We start from the raw sequence: 18,244 nt of genomic DNA, 5'->3' as shown, positions 1-18,244 counted from the left end.
ATCGCACGCGTGACACCACCGACTTCAGGCGCCCGGAAGCTTGTAGTCGCGCAGCTGTTCGCGCAGCTTCGTCTTGAGCATCTTGCCGGTCGCGCCCAGCGGAATGGACTCGACGAACACGACGTCGTCCGGCACCTGCCACTTGGCCACCTTGCCCTCGAAGAACTGGAGCAGTTCCTCGCGCGTGACCTCGGCGCCCTGCTTCCTGACGACGCAGACGATCGGACGCTCGTCCCACTTCGGGTGCTTCATGCCGACGCACGCGGCCATCTGCACCGCGGGGTGCGCCATCGCGATGTTCTCGATGTCGATGGAGCTGATCCACTCGCCGCCGGACTTGATGACGTCCTTGCTGCGGTCGGTGATCTGCATGAAGCCGTCGGCGTCGATGGTCGCGACGTCCCCGGTGGGGAACCAGCCGTCCACCAGCGGGTCGCCGCCCTCGCCCTTGAAGTACTCGCGGATGATCCACGGCCCGCGCACCAGCAGGTCACCGTAGGTCTTGCCGTCCCACGGGAGGTCCTGGCCGTCGTCGCCGACGATCTTCATGTCGGCGCCGAAGATCGCACGGCCCTGCTTCAGGCGCAGCTTCATCTGCTCTTCGGGCGGGAGCTCGAGGTGCTTGTTCTTCAGCGTGCAGAGCGTGCCCAGCGGGCTCATCTCCGTCATGCCCCACGCGTGCAGCACGTCGACGCCGTAGTCCTCGCGGAACGCGTGGATCATCGCGGGCGGGCACGCCGACCCGCCGATGACCGTGCGGCGCAGCGTGGAGAAGCGCAGGTTGTTCGGCTTGAGGTGGCCGAGCAGCATCTGCCACACCGTGGGCACGCCGGCGGCGAAGGTCACCTTCTCCGCTTCCATCAGCTCGTAGACCGACTTGCCGTCCATGGCCGGGCCCGGGAACACCAGCTTGCAGCCGGTGAGCGCGGCCGAGTACGGGATGCCCCACGCGTTGACGTGGAACATCGGCACGACCGGCAGCACCGAGTCGCGCGCGGACAGGTTCATCACGTCGGGCAGCGCCGCGGCGTACGCGTGCAGCAGCGTGGAGCGGTGGCTGTAGAGGGCCGCCTTCGGGTTGCCCGTGGTGCCGCTCGTGTAGCACATGCTCGACGCCGAGTTCTCGTCGAACGTCGGCCACTCGTAGTCGGTCTTCTGGCCACCGATCCAGTCCTCGTACGCGACCAGGTTCGGGATGCCGGTGCCCGCGGGCAGCTTGCCGCTGTCGCACAGCAGCACGTACTGCCGGATGCCCGGGCACTTGGCGTGGATGGCCTGCACGATCGGCAGGAAGGTGGCGTCGAAGCAGAGGACCTGGTCTTCCGCGTGGTTCGCGATCCAGGCGATCTGCTCGGGATGCAGGCGCGGGTTGATGGTGTGCAGCACGCGGCCCGAGCCGGACACGCCGAAGTACAGCTCGAGGTGGCGGTAGCCGTTCCAGGCCAGCGTGGCGACGCGGTCGGAGAACAGCAGGCCGGCGGCGTCCAGGGCGCCGGCGACCTGGCGCGAGCGCCGCGCGACGTCGGTCCAGGTGCAGCGGTGGATGTCGCCTTCGACCCGCCGCGACACGATCTCGCCGTCGCCGCCGTGGCGCTCGGCATGCACGATCAGCGACGAGATCAGCAGGGGTTGGGTTTGCATCAGGCCCAGCATGGCGTCTCCTTCTTCCTTCTGCGCAATGGCGAATCGAAGGGCCGATGCTAAGCCGGAATGCTCGCGCCGCCGCCGGCGGCCGAGCAAGGCAGGCGGGCTTTCAGGCGCCGGCGGGTGCCATGGCGCAGTCGACCGAGCGGTCGAACGACAGCGTGACGGTGGTGCCCTGCCCCGGCGCCGACGCGATGCGCACCGAGCCGCCCGCGGCTTGCAGCACGCGCTGGCAGAAGAGCAGTCCCATGCCGGTGCCGCCGCTGCGCGTGGAGACGGGTTCGTGCGTCAGGCGCGCGAGCACGTCCTCGGGGATCCCCGGGCCGTTGTCCTCGAAGCGGATCCAGCCGCGCGCGGCCGCGCCCGATCCTTCGCAGCCCGCTTCGATGAGCAGGCGCGGCGACGGCCGGCCGCGCAGGTGCTGCAGCGCGTTCTTGGCCAGCGTGCACAGCACGAGGTACAGCAGGTCGCGGCGGCCCGGCAGGCTGAAATCGCGCCGCACGCGCGTGCCGACCCACGCGCGCTCGCCGTCCTCGAAGGCGTACTCGGCCATCAGCGCGTCGACCAGCTGCGAGGCCGTCACGGACTGCGGGCCCGCGCCTGGATACGCATCGCGCGCGGACTGCAGGAAGGTCGCGACGATCGACTGGCAATAGAGGGCGCGTCGCTCGGCGCGTTCGAGCGCCGCGAGCAGTTCGCCCGGCTGCTGTTCCTCGAAGCGGGCGACGCCGGCGGCGTCCCCCGCGTGGTGCGGCAGGTGGCGAGCGGCGACGCTGGCCACGCAGCCGCGCACGGTGGACAGCGGCGTGTTGAGCTCGTGGGCGAGGAAGCCGAGCGTCTCGCGCAAGGCTGCCACGCGGTTCTCGTTGAGCATGCGCTCGATGGCCTGCGATCGATAGAGCGCGACCGCTTCGCGCAATGCTTCGCGGGTGGGCCCGTCCTCGAGCGGCTTCTCGAGGATGCGGAACACGCGCGCCTGGTTGACGGCGGCGATCGCCACGTTTTTCTCGGCGTAGGCGGTGGCGAGCAGGCGGACGAGGTGCCGGTGCTCGCGCTGCACGTCGGCCAGCAGGTCCATGCCGTCGCGGCCGGGCATGCGGTAGTCGGTGACCAGCACGGCGACGCCGTCCTTGCGCTCGGCGAGCAGCGCGAGGGCCTCGTCGGCCCCGGCCGCGGTGAGGACCTCGAACTCGTCGCCGAAGCTGCGGGCGAACCACTTGCGCGGTGTCGCCTCGTCGTCGACGTAGAGGATCGTGCGGGAGACTTCCATCGCGTCTAGCCCCTGTGCGCAATGCCGGCCGGGTCCGACTGGGCGGCATAGGCACGCAGGGCATCGCCGGTGCGTCCCGCCAGCGCGCGCAACTCCGCCAGCCACGCAGCGTCGTCGGGCCAGCGGCGCTGTTCCAGCACCGGGACGTAGACGGCGCGCACGCGGGTGTAGAGCGCCAGCGCGCCGGCCTCCCCGCTCATGCCGAGCAGCGAGTGCAGCGCCTCGCTGGCGCGGTCCAGTTCGCTCGCCTCCACCGCGGCATCCAGCACGCCGAGCAGGCGCCCGATCTCCGGCAGGTAGTCGGCCAGCAACTCGTCGAGCAGCCCGAGCCGGCGGTAGCTGTCCAGACGCGACTCGTTGAGCAGCGGTCCTTCCCCCTCGGGAGGCGACGCCGGCGGCAAGGCGGGCGTGACTTCGCCGGCAGCGCGCGGGAGCGACAACAGGCCGAGCAGCGTGTCGTACAGCACCGGCGCGTCGACCGGCTTGACCAGGAAGCCGTCCATGCCGGCCGCGCGCGCGGCGTCGATGGCGGGCGCGTCCGAATGCGCGGTGAGCGCGACGATCGGCAGGCGCGACCAGCCGGCACTGCTGCCGCGGATGGCGCGCGTGGTCTCCAGGCCGTCCAGGCCGGGCATGTTCAGGTCCATCAGGACCGCGTCGAACGTTTCGCCCTCGAGACGCTCCAGGACGGCGACACCGTGGTCCACCTCGGTGACTTCGGCCCCCGCGTCGCGCAGGTAGGCGGCGACGGCGCGCCGGTTGTACGCGCTGTCGTCGGCCAGCAGCAGGTGCCGCCCCTCCAGCGGCCGGCTGGCGGCGCGCGGCACGGGGCGCTGCAGCGCGCGCTGCAAGGCCATGGCCAGCTGCAATTGCGCGCAGGGCTTGCTCACGAAGGCGTCCATGCCCGCCCGCTGCGTCTTCACGCGGGCGACGTGCGGCGGCTCGCTGGTGTGCGCGAGGATGCGCACGTAGCGGTTGGCCGGCACCTGCCCCTGGCGCACGCGCTGCACGACCTGGTAGCCGTCGAGCACCGGCATGTGCAGGTCCAGCAGCACCAGGTCATAGGCATGACGCGCCAGCATCTCGAGCGCGCGCTGGCCGTCGGCGGCGTCGTCGATGACGAGGCCCAGCGGCCGCAGCTTGTGGCGCGTGGTGACGCGCTGCGCGGCGTCGTCCTCCACCAGCAGCAGCCGCTTGCCCGCCAGGACCGCATACGCGCCCTCCAGGATCTGGCGGCGGTGCACCTCGCGTTCCGCTTCGCTGATCGGCGGGAAGTGCATGGTGAACTCGGTGAAGCTGCCCAGCTGCGACTCGCAGTGGATGCTGCCGCCGAACGCCTTCATCACGCGCTTGCAGTACGCCAGTCCGAGGCCGGTGCCGCCCGCCTTGCCGAACGAGCTGAACGGCTCGAACAGGCCTTGCAGCACGTCGGGCGCGATGCCGGGGCCGGTGTCGCGCACCTTCACCTCGTGCTCGCCCACCGTGATGTCGACCCGCGTGTCCGGGAAGCGCGTCGCGTAGTACAGCGCGTTCTTCATCAGGTTGAACAGCACGTACAGGAACGCTGTCTCGTCGCCCCGGAAATGGAAGTCGTCGTGCACGTGCACCCGCACGCGCTCGTGGGCCTCGTCGCTGCCGAGGCTGAATTCGTCGACCGCCTTGTGCACCACCTCGGCGGCCGACAGGAACTGGAACGACGCGCTGTCGGGTGGCTTGGCGTGCACCTCGTCCAGCGTCATCGAGATCGCCTGCAGGCCGCGGCGGATCGCCAGTTCGCCGTGCGCGACGTGGCGGTACAGCACGTCCAGTTCGGCATGGCCGATCGAGGACATCGAATGGTGGAACGCGCCGGGCGGCGGCAGCACCTGCTGCACGCCTTCGAGGCTGTGCTTCAGCTGGGTGAGCGGATTGCGCATTTCGTGCGCGATGGACGCCGCCAGCGACGCGTAGGCGCTGCGCACCTTCTCCGCCGTCGCGCGCTCGAGCGCGAACTTGAACAGGCTGCCACCGACGACGGTGCCCAGCAGGATCGGCCAGCGCACCGCGTAGTCGACCGGCATCGATGGCGAGGGATCGAACGCGATGTACGTGAGCACCGCGGCGCCGAAGCCGGTGGCCAGCATCACGATCATGTTCCGCCAGTCCGCCAGCAGCAGCACGATGAACGTCGCCATCAGCGTGTTGCCGACCGCCACCGTGCCGCCGCCGTTCTTCAGCGACTGGAACACGAAGGTGTACGGCAACGTGATGATCACCACGAGGTACGAGTAGGCGTAGTAGTAGCGGCGCAGGCGCTCCGGCCAGCGGTCGCGCAGGAACAGGCCGGCGCAGATGGCGGTGTCGACGATGCGCAGCAGCCAGTCGTCGAAGCCCGGGTCCGCCTTGGTGAAGCGCAGCAGGTAGTACGCGGGGAAGAAGAACAGGCCCGCGAGGCTCAGGTAGCGCAGCATGAGCGGGCCATGCCGGTGGTAATCCACGTAGCCCGCGAACAGCCGTCGGATCGCTTGCATCGACCGCTCCGTCCCTATTGTGCGGTCACGGCCGCGCGCTGGCCGGACAACGTGGCCATCAGCGGCCCGGCCTGGGCGCGGATCAGCGTGTAGCTCTTGTCGGTGCCGGCCAGGGGCACTTCGTTGGCGAACGCTTCCCAGCCGAGGCGCCGGTACAGGCGGCTCAGCGCGTGCGTGCAGGTGGCGTACAGCGAGGAGATGTGGGCGTGGGCGACGCCGTAGCGCAGCGCCATCAGCAGGCAGTGGCGCAGCGCGCCGACGTCACTGCGGTACTCGGGGGCGAGCACGAGGCGGCCCACCTCCCAGTCGCAGGTGCGGGCCGCCGGGGCAGCCTCGCCGAGTTGGGCGAACAGCGTCTCGCTCAGCGTGAGCCCGTAGCCCATCGGCACGACGCGGACCGTCCCGACCGTCTCGCCGTCCAGTTCGAAGCCGAACACGAGACCGCACTCGTCTCTTTTTTTTCGAGTGTCTCGAATTGCTGCCTGCCGGCAGCCGTGTGCACCGACAGGTCGATCTCGTCGCGCAGGTGCAGCACGCTCGCGATCTCCGCGGGCGACCGCAGGTGGCGCAGCACGACGCGCTCGGCGAGCGAAGGACGCGGGCCGAACGCGGCCGCCGGAACGGTGGAAGGGGTGTGCAGGTGCAGTGCGGTCATGGCGTCAGGCGTGGCGGCGGGCGATCTGGTCGAGGAGCTGGTGGCTGAGGGACAGCGTCGCCAGCGCGACGCGTTCGACCAGCACCTGGTCCTCGCGGCGGGTGGCGTACTTCTCGATCGCCTCTTCCACCTGCTTGATGTGTTCCTGGTCGGCTTCGGCATGGGCGCCGAAGAACGTGACGTTCTTGCTCGTGAGGCCCAGGTCCTTGCAGATCTTGGCCAGCGGCTCGCCGATGTGGTCGTGCGCGCTCTCGGCCCAGAAGCTGTAGCCCAGCCGCGGCAGCGCGCCGTAGCGCAGCGCCACGGCATACAGGTAGCCGCTCAGCGCCTCGGCGGCGGGCAGCGGCTCGCTGTCCGCGTCCTCGTCCTTCCACATGCCGATGCTCTTGAGGTCGTGCACGACCATCTTCTCGTGGCCGAGCTCCTCGGCCGCATGGCGGTACGCGAACTTGATCAGGCCTTCCGGCGCCGGCACGAACGCGCAGGCGGCCTGGTTGACCGAGTTGTGCTTGGAATAGTGGTAGACCTGCAGCAGCATGTCGCGCCAGAGGTCCTTGCTCACCGGGCGGCTCATCACGAGCTGCCAGAACTCTCCGCGCCTGGCCTGGTCCCATTGGGCATCGACCTTCTGCCGCAGCGAGTGGACAAAACTTCCCGTCACTTCGTACTCCGTGGAACGCAAAAGATCTTGCGTCGAACGGCCCGGGGCCCCCTGCCCGTCGAGCTCAGCTGCATTATCCGTGCGCACTTGACCGCGAGCCCCTGTCAATCTTGACAGGGCAAGCACAATCGAACCGATGACCACCCTCACCGACACCCACGCCGACGAGCAGCAACTGGACCTCGGCGCGCGGTGGAGCGAAGGCTTCGCCCGCCTCGGGCCGGCCTTCTTCACGGCCCTGCCGCCGCAGCCGCTTCCCGCCCCCTACCTGGTCGGCCTCAACGAGGGCCTGGCGCGAGCGTTGGGACTCGATCCCGCGCTGCTCGCATCCGCCGACGGCGTGCGCGCGCTCGCCGCCTCGCAGCCGGTCGCGGGCACTCGCACGATGGCCACGGTGTACAGCGGCCACCAGTTCGGTGTCTGGGCCGGCCAGCTCGGCGACGGCCGCGCCTTGCTCCTCGGCGAGCTCGACACGCCTGCGGGGCCGCAGGAACTGCAGTTCAAGGGCAGCGGCCGCACGCCCTACTCGCGCATGGGCGATGGGCGTGCGGTGCTGCGTTCGAGCATCCGCGAGTACCTCGGGTCCGAGGCGATGCAGGGACTGGGCATCCCGACCACCCGCGGCCTGAGCGTGGTGGGTTCCGATGCGCCCGTGCGGCGCGAGGAAGTCGAGACGGCCGCGGTGGTCGTGCGGACGGCCCCGAGCTTCATCCGCTTCGGCCACTTCGAGCACTTCGCCTCGCGCGACCAGCTGGGCGAACTGCGCCAGCTGGCCGACTACGTCATCGAACGCTTCTATCCGCAGTGCCTGTCCACGGACCGCTTCGGCGGCAATCCGTACGCGGCGCTGCTGGAACAGGTGAGCGAGCGCACGGCTGCCCTGGTCGCGCAGTGGCAGGCCGTCGGCTTCTGCCATGGCGTGATGAACACCGACAACATGAGCATCCTCGGGCTCACCATCGACTACGGTCCGTTCCAGTTCCTCGACGCCTTCGATCCCGGCCACATCTGCAACCACAGCGACGAGGCTGGCCGCTATGCGTACAACCGGCAGCCGAACGTCGCGTACTGGAACGTGTTCTGCCTCGGGCAAGCGCTCTACCCGCTGATCGACAGCGAGGAAACCACGCTCGCTGCGCTGGAGTCGTACAAGCAGGTGTTCCCGCGCGAGCTCGAAGCGCGCATGCGCGCCAAGCTCGGCCTGGCGGATGCGCACGAAGCCGATCGCGGCCTCATCGAAGGCGTGCTGCAGCTGCTGGCCAAGGACCGCGTCGACTACACGATCTTCTGGCGCCGCCTGTCGCAGCACGTCGCCGGCGGGCCGGTCGACCCCGTGCGCGACCTGTTCCTCGACCGTCAAGGATTCGACGCCTGGCTTTCGGACTACCATCGCCGCCTGCCCGCGGAGCGGGAACCGGCCGGCCTTGCGATGCTGGGCGCCAACCCCAAGTACGTGCTGCGCAACCACCTGGGCGAACTGGCGATCCGCCGCGCGAGGGAGAAGGATTTCGGCGGCGTGCGCGACCTCCTGCAAGTCCTCCACGCGCCGTTCGACGACCACCCTGCCCACGAGGCGATGGCCGGCTTCCCGCCCGACTGGGCGTCCAACATCGAGATCAGCTGCTCCTCATGACCTACCCGATCCAGAAGACCGATGCCGAGTGGAAGGCGCTGCTTGCCGAGAAGGGTGCCGAACGCGGCGCCTTCGAGGTCACGCGCCACGCGGCGACCGAGCGCCCCTTCAGCGGCAAGTACGAACGCGTGTGGGCCGACGGCAGCTACCACTGCATCTGCTGCGGCAACAAGCTGTTCGACGCCGGCACCAAGTTCGACGCCGGCTGCGGCTGGCCCAGCTTCTCGCAGGCAGTGCCTGGTGCCATCCAGGAAATCCGCGACACCAGCCATGGCATGGTGCGCACGGAAACGGTGTGCGCCCAGTGCGGCGCCCACCTCGGCCACGTGTTCGAGGACGGCCCGACGCCGACCGGCCTGCGCTACTGCATGAACTCGGCCTCGCTCGACTTCCAAGAGAACAAGGGCTGACCGCGTGAAGTTCCTGCTGGATTTCCTCCCGATCGCGATCTTCTTCGTCGCCTACGAGCTCTCCGACATCTACACCGCCACGGCGGTCGCCATCGCCGCCACCATCGTGCAGATCGCCCTGCTGCGCTGGAAGACCGGCAAGGTGGAGCCGATGCAATGGTTCAGCCTCGCGGTGATCGTGGTGTTCGGCGGCGCGACCATCGTGCTGCACAACCCGACCTTCATCAAATGGAAGCCGTCGATCCTCTACTGGAGCTTCGCGGCCGTGCTGGCGTTCGGGCAACTGGTGCTGCGCAAGAACCTGCTGCGCCTGGCGCTCGGGTCGCAGGTGCAACTGCCCGACACCGCCTGGCGCGCCATGACCTGGAGCTGGTTCGGCTTCTTCCTGGTCGCCGGCGCGCTGAACCTGTGGGTCGCCTTCAACTACAGCGAGGCGGTCTGGGTGAAGTTCAAGGTGTTCGGCCTGCTGTCGCTGATGGTGGTGTTCGTGATCGCGCAGGCGCTCTGGATGGCGCGGCTGGTCAAGGACGACGAGCCCGGCACGGACCGGCCATGAGCGCCACCCCCACCGCTGAGGCGCTGCGCGCCCAGCTCGAGCAGGTCCTCCAGCCCAGCAGCCTCGAAGTGCTCGATGAGAGCCAGGCCCACGCCGGACATTCCGGTTCCAACGGGCTCGGCTACGGCACCCACTTCCGGGTGCGGATCGACTCGCCGCTGTTCGCCGGCCGCTCGCGGGTGGCCCGGCATCGCCTTGTGTATGATGCGTTGCGCGATTTCCTGGATGCCGGCGTGCACGCGCTGGCCATCGAAACGCCCTAGCTTGCCCGCTTCCCGTACGACCCTCCGAAGGGACTCCCCCATGAAGAAACCCCTGCTGGCCCTCGTGGCCGCTGCCTCCCTGTGCGCGACCGTGCCCGCGTTCGCGCAGAACGTCGCCGTCGTGAACGGCAAGCCCGTGCCGAAGGCACGCGTCGACGCGTTCGCCGCCCAGATCGCCAAGGGCGGCCGCCAGGTCACCCCCGAGATGGAAGGCCAGATCAAGGAAGAAGTGATCTCGCGCGAAGTGTTCATGCAGGAAGCGCAGAAGCGCGGCCTGGACGGCAACGACGACTACAAGCAGCAGATGGAACTGGCGCGCCAGGCCATCCTGATCCGCAGCCTGTTCATGGACCAGGAGAAGAAGAACCCGGTCACCGACGCCGAGATCAAGGCCGAGTACGACCGCTTCGCCGCCCAGAACGGCGGCAAGGAATACAAGGCGCGGCACATCCTGGTGCCGGACGAGGCCCAGGCCAAGAAGCTCATCGCCGACATCAAGAAGGGCGCGAAGTTCGAGGCCGTCGCCAAGAAGGAATCCAAGGACCCGGGGTCCGGCGCCAACGGCGGCGACCTGGACTGGGGCAACCCGAACAGCTACGTGCCCGAGTTCTCGCAGGCCATGGTCAAGCTGGGCAAGGGCCAGATGACGCAGGAGCCGGTCAAGACCAACTTCGGCTACCACATTATCCGCGTCGACGACATCCGCGAAGCGCAGCTGCCCAAGCTGGACGACGTCAAGGCGCAGATCGTGCAGCAGCTGCAGCAGCAGAAGATGGCCAAGTTCCAGCAGGAACTGCGTCAGTCCGCCAAAGTGGAATGACGCCAGCGGCGAAGGCCGCGAGTCATTCCATCCCGGCGAAAGCCGGGATCCACGATCGACACGATCAGCAAGCGGCCCTTCGGGGCCGCTTCGCATTTCAGCGCGCCATCTGCAGCAGCGCCAGCACCCCGAACAGCACCGGCTGGTGGACCATGTACCAGCTCAGGCTCCAGCGTCCCATCCACGCCAGTGGCGACGCGCCACGCGCCACGGGCCCGGTCATCCAGTGCGCGCGTTCGCGCAGCACCCAGAGGCCCGCGGCCATGCCCCACCACATCACCCCGAGCCAGGGGAACACCGGCACGTAGTCCTCGGTGACCGGCTTGCGGCTCACCAGCCCGAGCCAGTGCAGCGGCGCGCCGTTGAAGACGTCCAGCCCGGGGTGCGATGCCAGCAGCGCGCGAAATGCGATCGGCAGCAGGATCGCCACCAGGCCTGCGGGCCAGAGCCAGCGTCCCCAGCCCGCCGTGAGGCGCACGATCACCAGCATCACGGCGATGCCATGCAGCACGCCGAAGAAGATGTAGCTGCGCGGGAACACGAACCACGAGCCCGCCGTCACCAGCAGCGCGCAGCCGGCGATCTGCGCCCAGCGCTTCCAGAACCGCGGCCAGGCCTGCCCCTGCACGTGCGCCACGGCCTGCGACAGGCCGGCGCAGAACAGGAACAGGCTGACGATCGCGGTGCGCTGGCCGGTCCACGTCGGGTCGCGGTAGAAGTCCTGCCGGATCCAGCCGAAATGGTTGAGGTCGAAGCAGAAGTGGAAGGCCGTCATCCAGACGATGGCCAGCCCGCGCAGGGCATCGAGACGGTCGAAACGGGCGGTCGTCGGCATCGCGGGCGAGTGTAGGCGGCTGCGGGTTTGCCCGTGCGCGCGGACGCGAGCTGAACGGGTTCAATCGCGACCCATGACCCGTCTCACCCGCCGCCCCCTCCTCCTCGCCGGCGCTGCCCTGCTCGCAGGCTGCGCCACGGGCCGGCCCGACGACAAGCAGGCCGTGAGGGACTCGCTGGCACCCGGAGGACGGCTGCGCGCCGCCATCAACTACGGCAACCCGATCCTCGCCGCGCGAGGCACGGATGGCCAGCCGCGCGGCGTGTCGGTGGACCTGGTGCGCGAAGTCGCGAAGCGCCTCGACCTGCCTCTCGACCTGGTCACCTTCCCGTCCGCCGGCCAGACCGTGGAAGCGGTGAAGGCCGGGCGCGTCGACCTGGCTTTCGTCGCCATCGATCCGGTGCGCGCCGCCGACCTGGACTCCACCGCGCCCTACGTCATCATCGAAGGCGCCTACGCAGTGCGGCAGGCCTCGCCCCTGCAACGCAACGAGGACGTCGACAAGACCGGCACCCGCATCGCGGTCGGCAAGGGCAGCGCCTACGACCTGCACCTCACGCGCGAGATCAAGGCGGCCACGCTCGTGCGCGTGCCGACCTCGCCGCAGGTGGTCGACGATTTCCTGCAGCAGGACCTGGAGGTCGCCGCGGGCGTCAAGCAGCAGCTCGAGATGGACGCGAAGCGCGTCGGCGGCGTCCGCCTGCTGCCCGGCCGCTTCATGGTGATCGAGCAGGCGATGGGCGTGCCCAAGGGCCGCAGCGCAGCGCAGGCCTGGCTCAGCGGCTTCATCGAGGAGATGAAGTCCAGCGGCTTCGTCGCCGACGCGCTGAAGCGGCACGGCATCCAGGGCGCCGCGGTGGCCCCGGCCGGGCCGCGCCGCTGAGTCCGGTTGCCGGTCGCACGGGCTCCGCGCATCCTGCGCACAATGGGCGGCACCCCGGCCCATGCCCGCCTACCGCACCACCCTCGGCACCCAGGTCCACCGCTTCCGTGACCTGAAGGCGGTGCTCGCGGCCGCCAGCCCGGCACGCTCCGGCGACGAGCTGGCCGGCGTCGCGGCCCGGACCGCCGAGGAACGCTGGGCCGCGCGCCACGTCCTCGCCGACCTGCCGCTGAAGACCTTCCTCACCGAAGCCGTCGTGCCCTACGAGGACGACGACGTCACCCGGCTCATCGTCGACGGCCACGACGCCGCGGCCTTCGCGACGGTCGCGCATCTCACGGTGGGCGCGTTCCGCGACTGGCTGCTCTCCGACGCGGCCACGCCTGAGGGGCTCACGTTGCTGGCACCCGGGCTCACGCCGGAGATGGCCGCGGCGGTGACCAAGCTGATGCGCAACCAGGACCTGGTCGCGGTCGCGCGCAAGTGCCGCGTCGTCACCCGCTTCCGCAACACGATCGGCCTGACCGGGCATCTCGCGGTGCGGCTGCAGCCCAACCACCCAACCGATGACCTGCGCGGCATCGCGGCGTCGACGCTCGACGGCCTCCTGTTCGGTGCCGGCGATGCGGTGATCGGCGTCAACCCGGTGTCCGACAGCCCGCAGGTGCTCGAAGGCGTCTGGCGCCTGCTGGACAGCCTGATCACGCACTTCGACATCCCGACCCAGGCCTGCGTGCTCACGCACGTGACAAACACGGTGCGGCAGATCGAAGCCGGGGTGCCGGTGGACCTGGTGTTCCAGTCGGTCGGCGGCACGCAGAAGACCAACGAAAGCTTCGGCGTGTCGCTCGCCCTGCTCGACGAGGCGTGCGAAGCCGCGCGCGGGCTGAAGCGCGGCACGCTGGGCGACAACGTCATGTACTTCGAGACCGGCCAGGGCTCGGCGTTGTCGGCGCGTGCGCACCATGGCGTCGACCAGCAGACCTGCGAAGCGCGCGCGTATGCGGTCGCGCGACGCTACCGGCCGCTGCTGGTGAACACCGTCGTCGGCTTCATCGGCCCCGAGTACCTGTACGACGGCAAGCAGATCATCCGCGCCGGCCTCGAGGACCACTTCTGCGGCAAGCTGCTCGGCCTGCCCCTGGGCTGCGACATCTGCTACACGAACCACGCCGAGGCCGACCAGGACGACATGGACACGCTGCTGGTGCTGCTCGGCACCGCGGGCCTCACGTACCTGATGGGCGTGCCGGGCGCGGACGACGTGATGCTCAATTACCAGAGCACCTCGTTCCACGACGCCGCCTTCCTGCGCCGCACGCTGGGCCTGGCGCCGGCGCCGGAGTTCGCGCTGTGGCTGCAGCGCATGCAGATCACCGACGGCGACGACCACCTGATCGCCGGCCAGGGCAGCGCGCTGCGGCTGGCGCAGGACCTGGGGCGCCTCACGAAGCGACGGGCATGACGCGCAGCAAGCCACCCGCCGATGCCGCGTCGTTCTGGGACGAGTTGCGCCGCTACACGCCGGCGCGCATCGGCCTGGGCCGCAGCGGCGAGGCGCTGCCCACACGCGAGGTGCTCGCGTTCGGCTGGGCGCATGCACGCGCGCGCGACGCGGTGCACACGCCGCTCGATGCCGCGACGCTCGAGAACGACCTGCGCACGGCGGGCTTCGACGTGGTGCAAGCGGCAAGCCGCGCCGGCGACCGCGCCACCTACCTGCGGCGGCCGGACCTGGGCCGTGCAGTCGATCGTGCGACGGCGATCCGCCTGCGGCGCGGCGGCTTCGACGTGGCGCTGGTCGTCGGCGACGGCCTCTCGTCCCTCGCCGTGCAGCGGCATGCGGCACCGCTGCTCGCTGCGTTGCGTGCCCTGTTGGAGCCGCTCACGCTGTCGCCCGTCGTGCTCGTGCAGCAGGCACGGGTGGCGATCGGGGACGAGATCGGCGAGCGGCTCGGTGCGCGCCTCGTCGTGGTGCTGATCGGCGAGCGGCCCGGCCTCAGTTCGCCAGACAGCCTGGGCGCGTATCTCACTTTCGATCCGAAGCCCGGGCGGCACGACGCGCAGCGCAATTGCGTGTCCAACATCCGTCCCGAGGGCCTCGCCATCGACGCCGCCGCCCGCAAGATCGCTTGGCTGGTGCATGCGGCCCTGGATCGCGGGCTGACCGGTGTCGGGCTGAAGGATGAGAGCGAAGCGCCGATCCTCGATGGCGGCGGCGCTTCCCTTCCCCGCTGAGCCGCCAGGTCGTTTCGCGATTGCAAAGCAGCCCGGCGCCTACAGCGCCAGCGCGGCAACGGCCCACAGTCGTCCAGGATGGACGACGCCCGCTTCATGTTCGCCACCGGGGTGGAGAACAGCAATCCCACCGTGGGCGGCCGGCGCGTCGACGAGCTCGACAAGTGCGGCCACTACCGCCACTGGCGCGCGGACTTCGCGCTGGTCACTGAGCTGGGCATCCGCTTCCTGCGCTACGGGCCGCCGCTGCACCGCACCTGGCTCGGCGACGGGCGCTGCGACTGGGAGTTCGCGGACGCCACCTTCGGCGAACTGCAGCGCCGGGACCTGGTGCCCATCGTCGACCTGTGCCACTTCGGCGTGCCCGACTGGATCGGCAACTTCCAGAACCCGGACTTCCCGCGCCTGTTCGCCGGCTACGCGAAGGCGTTCGCGCAGCGCTTCCCGTGGGTGCAGCTCTACACGCCGGTCAACGAGATGTACATCTGCGCGCGCTTCTCCGCGCTGTACGGCTGGTGGAACGAGCAGCTCACGAGCGACCGCGCATTCGTCACGGCGCTCAAGCACATCGTGCAGGCCAACGTGCTCGCGATGGAGGCCATCCTGCAGGTGCGGCCGGACGCGATCTTCATCCAGAGCGAATCGTCCGAGTACTTCCACGCCGAGGACCCGGCGGCGATCGGGCCGGCGGAACTGATGAACGCCAAGCGTTTCCTCTCGCTCGACCTGAACTACGGCCGCCGCGTGGACTCGGAGATGTACGAGTACCTGATGGACAACGGCCTGGCGCGCGAGGAGTACCACTTCTTCATGGGCCACAGCCTCAAGCACCACTGCATCATGGGCAGCGACTACTACGTCACCAACGAGCACCGGGTGCGCGCCGACGGGCTGACGACCCCATCGGGCGAGGTGTTCGGCTATGCGGTGATCTCGCGCCAGTACCACGAGCGCTACCGCCTGCCCGTCATGCACACGGAGACCAACCTCGTCGACGATGCGCAAGGCCGCGCGTCGGTCAACTGGCTCTGGAAGGAGTGGGCCAACGTCCTGCGCGTGCGCAACGACGGCGTCCCCGTGCTGGGCTTCACCTGGTATTCGCTGGTGGACCAGGTCGACTGGGACAGCGCGCTGCGCGAGGACAACGGCCAGGCCAATGCGCTCGGCCTCTTCGACCTGGACCGCCGCATCCGCCCCGTGGGCCGCGCCTACAAGCAGCTGATCGCCGACTGGCGCGAGGTGCTGCCGACACAGAGCGTGTGCCTGCAGGTGCCGGTGGTGCTGCCCAGCGAACACGGCGAAGGCTGGGCGCAGCGTCGCCGCCAGCGCGCGCGGTCGCAACCGGTGCGCGACACGGACGCACCGCACAACGCGGAGTGAGGCCATGGCGGGACGGTTCGACGGCAAGGTGGCGCTCGTCACGGGCGCGGCGGGGGGCATCGGGCTGGCCGTCGCGCAACGGTTCGCGGGCGAAGGCGCGCGCCTCGTGCTGGTGGACCTGGACGCCGATGCGCTGGGACGTGCGCATGCAGCGTTGCCGAAGGAGGCGCAGGTCCTGGAGGTGGTCTGCGACGTGTCGAACGAAGCCGGCGTGCAGCGCTGCGTGCGGCAGGTGCTGGACCGCTTCGGCGCGCTCGACGTCGTGGTGAACAACGCCGGCCTGATGTCCTTCAAGCCGCTCGAGCAGTTCACCGGCGACGACTGGCTGCGCATCCTCGGCGTGGACCTGCTCGGCGCGTTCTTCTTCACCAAGCAGGCGTTCCTGCACATGCCGCGGGGCGGCGCCGTCGTGAACGTCGCCAGCGTGCATGCGGTGCGCACCACGCCGCACGTGGCGCCCTACGCGGCCGCCAAGGCCGCCCTGCTCTCGCTGACCCGGTCGTCCGCCCTCGAAGGCCGCGCGCGCGACATCCGCTGCAATGCCGTGCTGCCCGGGGCCGTCGAGACGCCGATGCTGCGCAGCAACCCCGAGGTGCAGTCCGGCGTGGAGCACATCGACCCGCAGGAGCTGCTGCAGCCGGACGACATCGCTGCAGCCGTCGCTTTCCTGGCGTCGGACGATGCGCGCCACGTCCAGGGCGCAACACTGGTCGTCGACGGCGGCCGGCTCAGCGAACTCTGACGAAGCGGCGTCAAGATTGACAGGGCCACGGCACGCGCTGCGTGCCAACCCTAGTGCCCCGCCCGTGGCCCAGCCTTAGCCTGCGGCCGAGGAGGGCCCGGCGATGGCACGCTTCCAGGCACCGTACTACCCGGTCATCTACGTGCGCGGCTACGCGATGACGCAGGGCGAGATCGACGAGACCACCGCGGACCCGTTCTGCGGCTTCAACATCGGCTCCACGGTGCTGCGCGCCACCGCCGACAGGAAGCTGCCGCCGCGCAAGTCCGTGTTCGAGTCGCCCGTCGTGCGCCTGATGTCCGACTACGGCTACACCGAGGCGTACGAGGACGGCCACGACATCCTGGACCCCGAATGGGAGCGCGACGCCAGCGGCCGCAAGAGCGACAACCGGCTCGACGCGCGCTGCATCCTCATCCACCGCTACTACGACGAAGCGTCGCTGCTGCTGGGCAGCGGCGCCCAGCCGGACATCCGCCAGTTCGCGCGCGACCTGAGCAAGCTGGTCGACCGCGTGCGCGATCTGGTCTGCGCGAACCCCGCCAACGGCGTGGAGCGCGAGGACTTCAAGTGCTACCTGGTCGCGCACTCCATGGGCGGGCTGGTCTGCCGCGCGATGCTGCAGAACCCCGCGCTGGACCCGCACGGCGCGACCGCCTGCGTCGACAAGTTTTTCACCTACGCCACGCCGCACAACGGCATCGACGTGGCCGGCATCAACGTGCCGCGCTGGCTGTCGCTGTTCGCGATCAACACCTTCAACCGCGGCGCGGGGATGGCGGGCTACCTCGGCCTGGACGCCGCCTACGCCAAGCACGGCCGCGTGGACCTGATGCCGGTGGATCGCATGTCGCCGCGCCGCATCTTCACCATGGTCGGCACCAACCGCATGGACTACGAAGTGGCCGCCGGCCTGTCACGCACTTTCGTCGGCCATGGGAGCGACGGGCTGGTGCGCATCGAGAACGCGACGCTGAACGCGCTGAACGCCGACGGCAGCGTCGGCGAGCAGTGCGGGAAGGCGTTCGCATTCCGCTCCCACTCGGGCTACTTCGGCATCGTGAACAGCGAGGAGGCGTTCCAGAACCTCACGCGCTTCCTGTTCGGCGACGTTCGGGTGGACATCTGGCTGGACATCGATGCGGTGCGCCTGCCCCCCATGGTGGTCAAGGCCGCCAAGGGCCGTCCCGTCGCGGCGCTGTACCAGGTGGAGTTGCAGGCATCGGCGCGCGGCAAGCTGTGGCAGCTGACACGCCGCCGATCGGAGGAGGACTCGCCCGCCTGCGTCACGCAGGCGCAGCTGGAGACGCCGCAATCGCTGTACCTGTCGACGGTGTTCCTCGCCAACCGCGCGCGCGTGAACCCGAACAAGCCCGGGCTGTCGTACAGCCTGGAACTCGGCGTACGCACGCCGGACTACGAGATCGACCGCCGCCTGTGGCTCAACGAGCATTACGAAGGCAACTACCTGTTCCGCGATGTCGCGGTGCTGGAGCTCTTCCCGCCCGCCAGCGCCGACGCCCATTGGAAGGTGACCTACAGCTGGCAGGGCAACGGCGTGTCGGCGCCGAAAGCCACGATCGACGTCACGCCGATCGACAAGGGCTCCGTGCAACTGTCACTGCCCATCGAGAGCCTCGCGCCGGACGGGAAGGGCCACCTGTTGCCCGCGTCGCCCGGCCTGAAGGGCAGCGTGCGCCTGGTCGTCTCCAGCTGGAACGACGGCGCCGTGCTCGAGGACTGA

18 protein-coding genes are annotated in these 18,244 nt (G+C 69.6%); 11 read left to right on the top strand and 7 right to left on the bottom strand.

Features of this window, described 5'->3' with window-relative positions:
- Window positions 1-24: 24 nt before the first annotated feature.
- The 6 genes from I8E28_RS12245 to I8E28_RS12220 all read right to left on the bottom strand — a co-directional run bounded on the left by I8E28_RS12245 (window position 25) and on the right by I8E28_RS12220 (window position 6,740).
- Window positions 25-1,653, bottom strand: coding sequence for a 3-(methylthio)propionyl-CoA ligase (locus I8E28_RS12245; protein ID WP_200788337.1), 1,629 nt, complete (start codon window positions 1,651-1,653; stop codon window positions 25-27).
- A 100-nt stretch (window positions 1,654-1,753) separates the two neighbouring features.
- Window positions 1,754-2,914: a hybrid sensor histidine kinase/response regulator gene (locus I8E28_RS12240; RefSeq protein ID WP_200788336.1), complete on the bottom strand. Its 1,161-nt coding sequence runs from the start codon at window positions 2,912-2,914 to the stop codon at window positions 1,754-1,756.
- A gap of 5 nt (window positions 2,915-2,919) precedes the next feature.
- Window positions 2,920-5,424: a response regulator gene (locus tag I8E28_RS12235; RefSeq protein ID WP_200788335.1), complete on the bottom strand. Its 2,505-nt coding sequence runs from the start codon at window positions 5,422-5,424 to the stop codon at window positions 2,920-2,922.
- 14 nt (window positions 5,425-5,438) lie between these two features.
- On the bottom strand, window positions 5,439-5,861 hold the full coding sequence (locus I8E28_RS12230) for an N-acyl amino acid synthase FeeM domain-containing protein (protein WP_200788334.1): 423 nt from the start codon (window positions 5,859-5,861) through the stop codon (window positions 5,439-5,441).
- Complete coding sequence (locus I8E28_RS12225; RefSeq protein WP_200788333.1) at window positions 5,786-6,079, bottom strand: hypothetical protein; 294 nt, start codon at window positions 6,077-6,079, stop codon at window positions 5,786-5,788. Before I8E28_RS12225 ends, I8E28_RS12230 begins: the two co-directional genes overlap by 76 nt.
- 4 nt (window positions 6,080-6,083) lie before the next feature.
- Window positions 6,084-6,740: an iron-containing redox enzyme family protein gene (locus tag I8E28_RS12220; protein WP_338050774.1), complete on the bottom strand. Its 657-nt coding sequence runs from the start codon at window positions 6,738-6,740 to the stop codon at window positions 6,084-6,086.
- Between the two features lie 136 nt (window positions 6,741-6,876).
- On the opposite strand from I8E28_RS12220, the gene I8E28_RS12215 reads away from it, so the two are divergent.
- The 5 genes from I8E28_RS12215 to I8E28_RS12195 are packed head-to-tail and all read left to right on the top strand — an operon-like array spanning window position 6,877 to window position 10,422.
- A complete protein-coding gene (locus tag I8E28_RS12215; RefSeq protein ID WP_200788332.1) occupies window positions 6,877-8,373 on the top strand; it encodes a protein adenylyltransferase SelO in 1,497 nt (498 codons plus the stop codon).
- A complete protein-coding gene (msrB, locus tag I8E28_RS12210; RefSeq protein ID WP_200788331.1) occupies window positions 8,370-8,783 on the top strand; it encodes a peptide-methionine (R)-S-oxide reductase MsrB in 414 nt (137 codons plus the stop codon). The genes I8E28_RS12215 and msrB overlap by 4 nt, the downstream gene beginning before the upstream one ends.
- 4 nt (window positions 8,784-8,787) lie before the next feature.
- Window positions 8,788-9,339: a septation protein A gene (locus tag I8E28_RS12205; RefSeq protein ID WP_200788330.1), complete on the top strand. Its 552-nt coding sequence runs from the start codon at window positions 8,788-8,790 to the stop codon at window positions 9,337-9,339.
- Window positions 9,336-9,602 (top strand): BolA family protein, encoded by a 267-nt coding sequence (locus tag I8E28_RS12200; RefSeq protein ID WP_200788329.1) that lies wholly within the window; start codon window positions 9,336-9,338, stop codon window positions 9,600-9,602. The genes I8E28_RS12205 and I8E28_RS12200 overlap by 4 nt, the downstream gene beginning before the upstream one ends.
- A gap of 40 nt (window positions 9,603-9,642) precedes the next feature.
- Window positions 9,643-10,422 (top strand): peptidylprolyl isomerase, encoded by a 780-nt coding sequence (locus I8E28_RS12195; RefSeq protein ID WP_200788328.1) that lies wholly within the window; start codon window positions 9,643-9,645, stop codon window positions 10,420-10,422.
- Window positions 10,423-10,519: 97 nt separating this feature from the next.
- On the opposite strand, the gene I8E28_RS12190 is transcribed toward I8E28_RS12195, so the two are convergent.
- A complete protein-coding gene (locus I8E28_RS12190; protein WP_200788327.1) occupies window positions 10,520-11,257 on the bottom strand; it encodes an acetyltransferase domain-containing protein in 738 nt (245 codons plus the stop codon).
- 73 nt (window positions 11,258-11,330) lie between these two features.
- Here I8E28_RS12190 and I8E28_RS12185 point away from each other — a divergent pair, with 73 nt between their 5' ends.
- From I8E28_RS12185 to I8E28_RS12160, 6 genes are all read left to right on the top strand, one after another.
- Window positions 11,331-12,140, top strand: coding sequence for an ABC transporter substrate-binding protein (locus I8E28_RS12185; RefSeq protein WP_200788326.1), 810 nt, complete (start codon window positions 11,331-11,333; stop codon window positions 12,138-12,140).
- Window positions 12,141-12,201: 61 nt separating this feature from the next.
- Window positions 12,202-13,605: an ethanolamine ammonia-lyase subunit EutB gene (locus tag I8E28_RS12180; protein ID WP_200788325.1), complete on the top strand. Its 1,404-nt coding sequence runs from the start codon at window positions 12,202-12,204 to the stop codon at window positions 13,603-13,605.
- Window positions 13,602-14,378, top strand: coding sequence for an ethanolamine ammonia-lyase subunit EutC (gene eutC, locus I8E28_RS12175; protein WP_200788324.1), 777 nt, complete (start codon window positions 13,602-13,604; stop codon window positions 14,376-14,378). Before I8E28_RS12180 ends, eutC begins: the two co-directional genes overlap by 4 nt.
- 78 nt (window positions 14,379-14,456) lie before the next feature.
- A complete protein-coding gene (locus tag I8E28_RS12170; protein WP_200788323.1) occupies window positions 14,457-15,758 on the top strand; it encodes a family 1 glycosylhydrolase in 1,302 nt (433 codons plus the stop codon).
- A 4-nt stretch (window positions 15,759-15,762) separates the two neighbouring features.
- The gene (locus I8E28_RS12165; RefSeq protein WP_200788322.1) at window positions 15,763-16,500 is read left to right on the top strand and encodes an SDR family NAD(P)-dependent oxidoreductase; all 738 of its coding nucleotides are present in this window, start codon (window positions 15,763-15,765) and stop codon (window positions 16,498-16,500) included.
- Between the two features lie 103 nt (window positions 16,501-16,603).
- Complete coding sequence (locus I8E28_RS12160) at window positions 16,604-18,244, top strand: esterase/lipase family protein (RefSeq protein WP_200788321.1); 1,641 nt, start codon at window positions 16,604-16,606, stop codon at window positions 18,242-18,244.

Source organism: Ramlibacter algicola (assembly GCF_016641735.1).
GTDB lineage: Bacteria > Pseudomonadota > Gammaproteobacteria > Burkholderiales > Burkholderiaceae_C > Ramlibacter > Ramlibacter algicola.
The sequence above is the reverse complement of the archived record's forward strand: the minus strand, read 5'-3'. Positions and strand labels throughout refer to the sequence as shown.

Coding starts and splice junctions, on each gene's coding strand:
- I8E28_RS12245 (WP_200788337.1), bottom strand. CDS start 1,653: ATGCTGGGCCTGATGCAAACCCAACCCCTGCTGATCTCGTCGCTGATC.
- I8E28_RS12240 (WP_200788336.1), bottom strand. CDS start 2,914: ATGGAAGTCTCCCGCACGATCCTCTACGTCGACGACGAGGCGACACCG.
- I8E28_RS12235 (WP_200788335.1), bottom strand. CDS start 5,424: ATGCAAGCGATCCGACGGCTGTTCGCGGGCTACGTGGATTACCACCGG.
- I8E28_RS12225 (WP_200788333.1), bottom strand. CDS start 6,079: ATGACCGCACTGCACCTGCACACCCCTTCCACCGTTCCGGCGGCCGCG.
- I8E28_RS12215 (WP_200788332.1), top strand. CDS start 6,877: ATGACCACCCTCACCGACACCCACGCCGACGAGCAGCAACTGGACCTC.
- msrB (WP_200788331.1), top strand. CDS start 8,370: ATGACCTACCCGATCCAGAAGACCGATGCCGAGTGGAAGGCGCTGCTT.
- I8E28_RS12200 (WP_200788329.1), top strand. CDS start 9,336: ATGAGCGCCACCCCCACCGCTGAGGCGCTGCGCGCCCAGCTCGAGCAG.
- I8E28_RS12195 (WP_200788328.1), top strand. CDS start 9,643: ATGAAGAAACCCCTGCTGGCCCTCGTGGCCGCTGCCTCCCTGTGCGCG.
- I8E28_RS12190 (WP_200788327.1), bottom strand. CDS start 11,257: ATGCCGACGACCGCCCGTTTCGACCGTCTCGATGCCCTGCGCGGGCTG.
- I8E28_RS12185 (WP_200788326.1), top strand. CDS start 11,331: ATGACCCGTCTCACCCGCCGCCCCCTCCTCCTCGCCGGCGCTGCCCTG.
- I8E28_RS12180 (WP_200788325.1), top strand. CDS start 12,202: ATGCCCGCCTACCGCACCACCCTCGGCACCCAGGTCCACCGCTTCCGT.
- eutC (WP_200788324.1), top strand. CDS start 13,602: ATGACGCGCAGCAAGCCACCCGCCGATGCCGCGTCGTTCTGGGACGAG.
- I8E28_RS12170 (WP_200788323.1), top strand. CDS start 14,457: ATGGACGACGCCCGCTTCATGTTCGCCACCGGGGTGGAGAACAGCAAT.
- I8E28_RS12165 (WP_200788322.1), top strand. CDS start 15,763: ATGGCGGGACGGTTCGACGGCAAGGTGGCGCTCGTCACGGGCGCGGCG.
- I8E28_RS12160 (WP_200788321.1), top strand. CDS start 16,604: ATGGCACGCTTCCAGGCACCGTACTACCCGGTCATCTACGTGCGCGGC.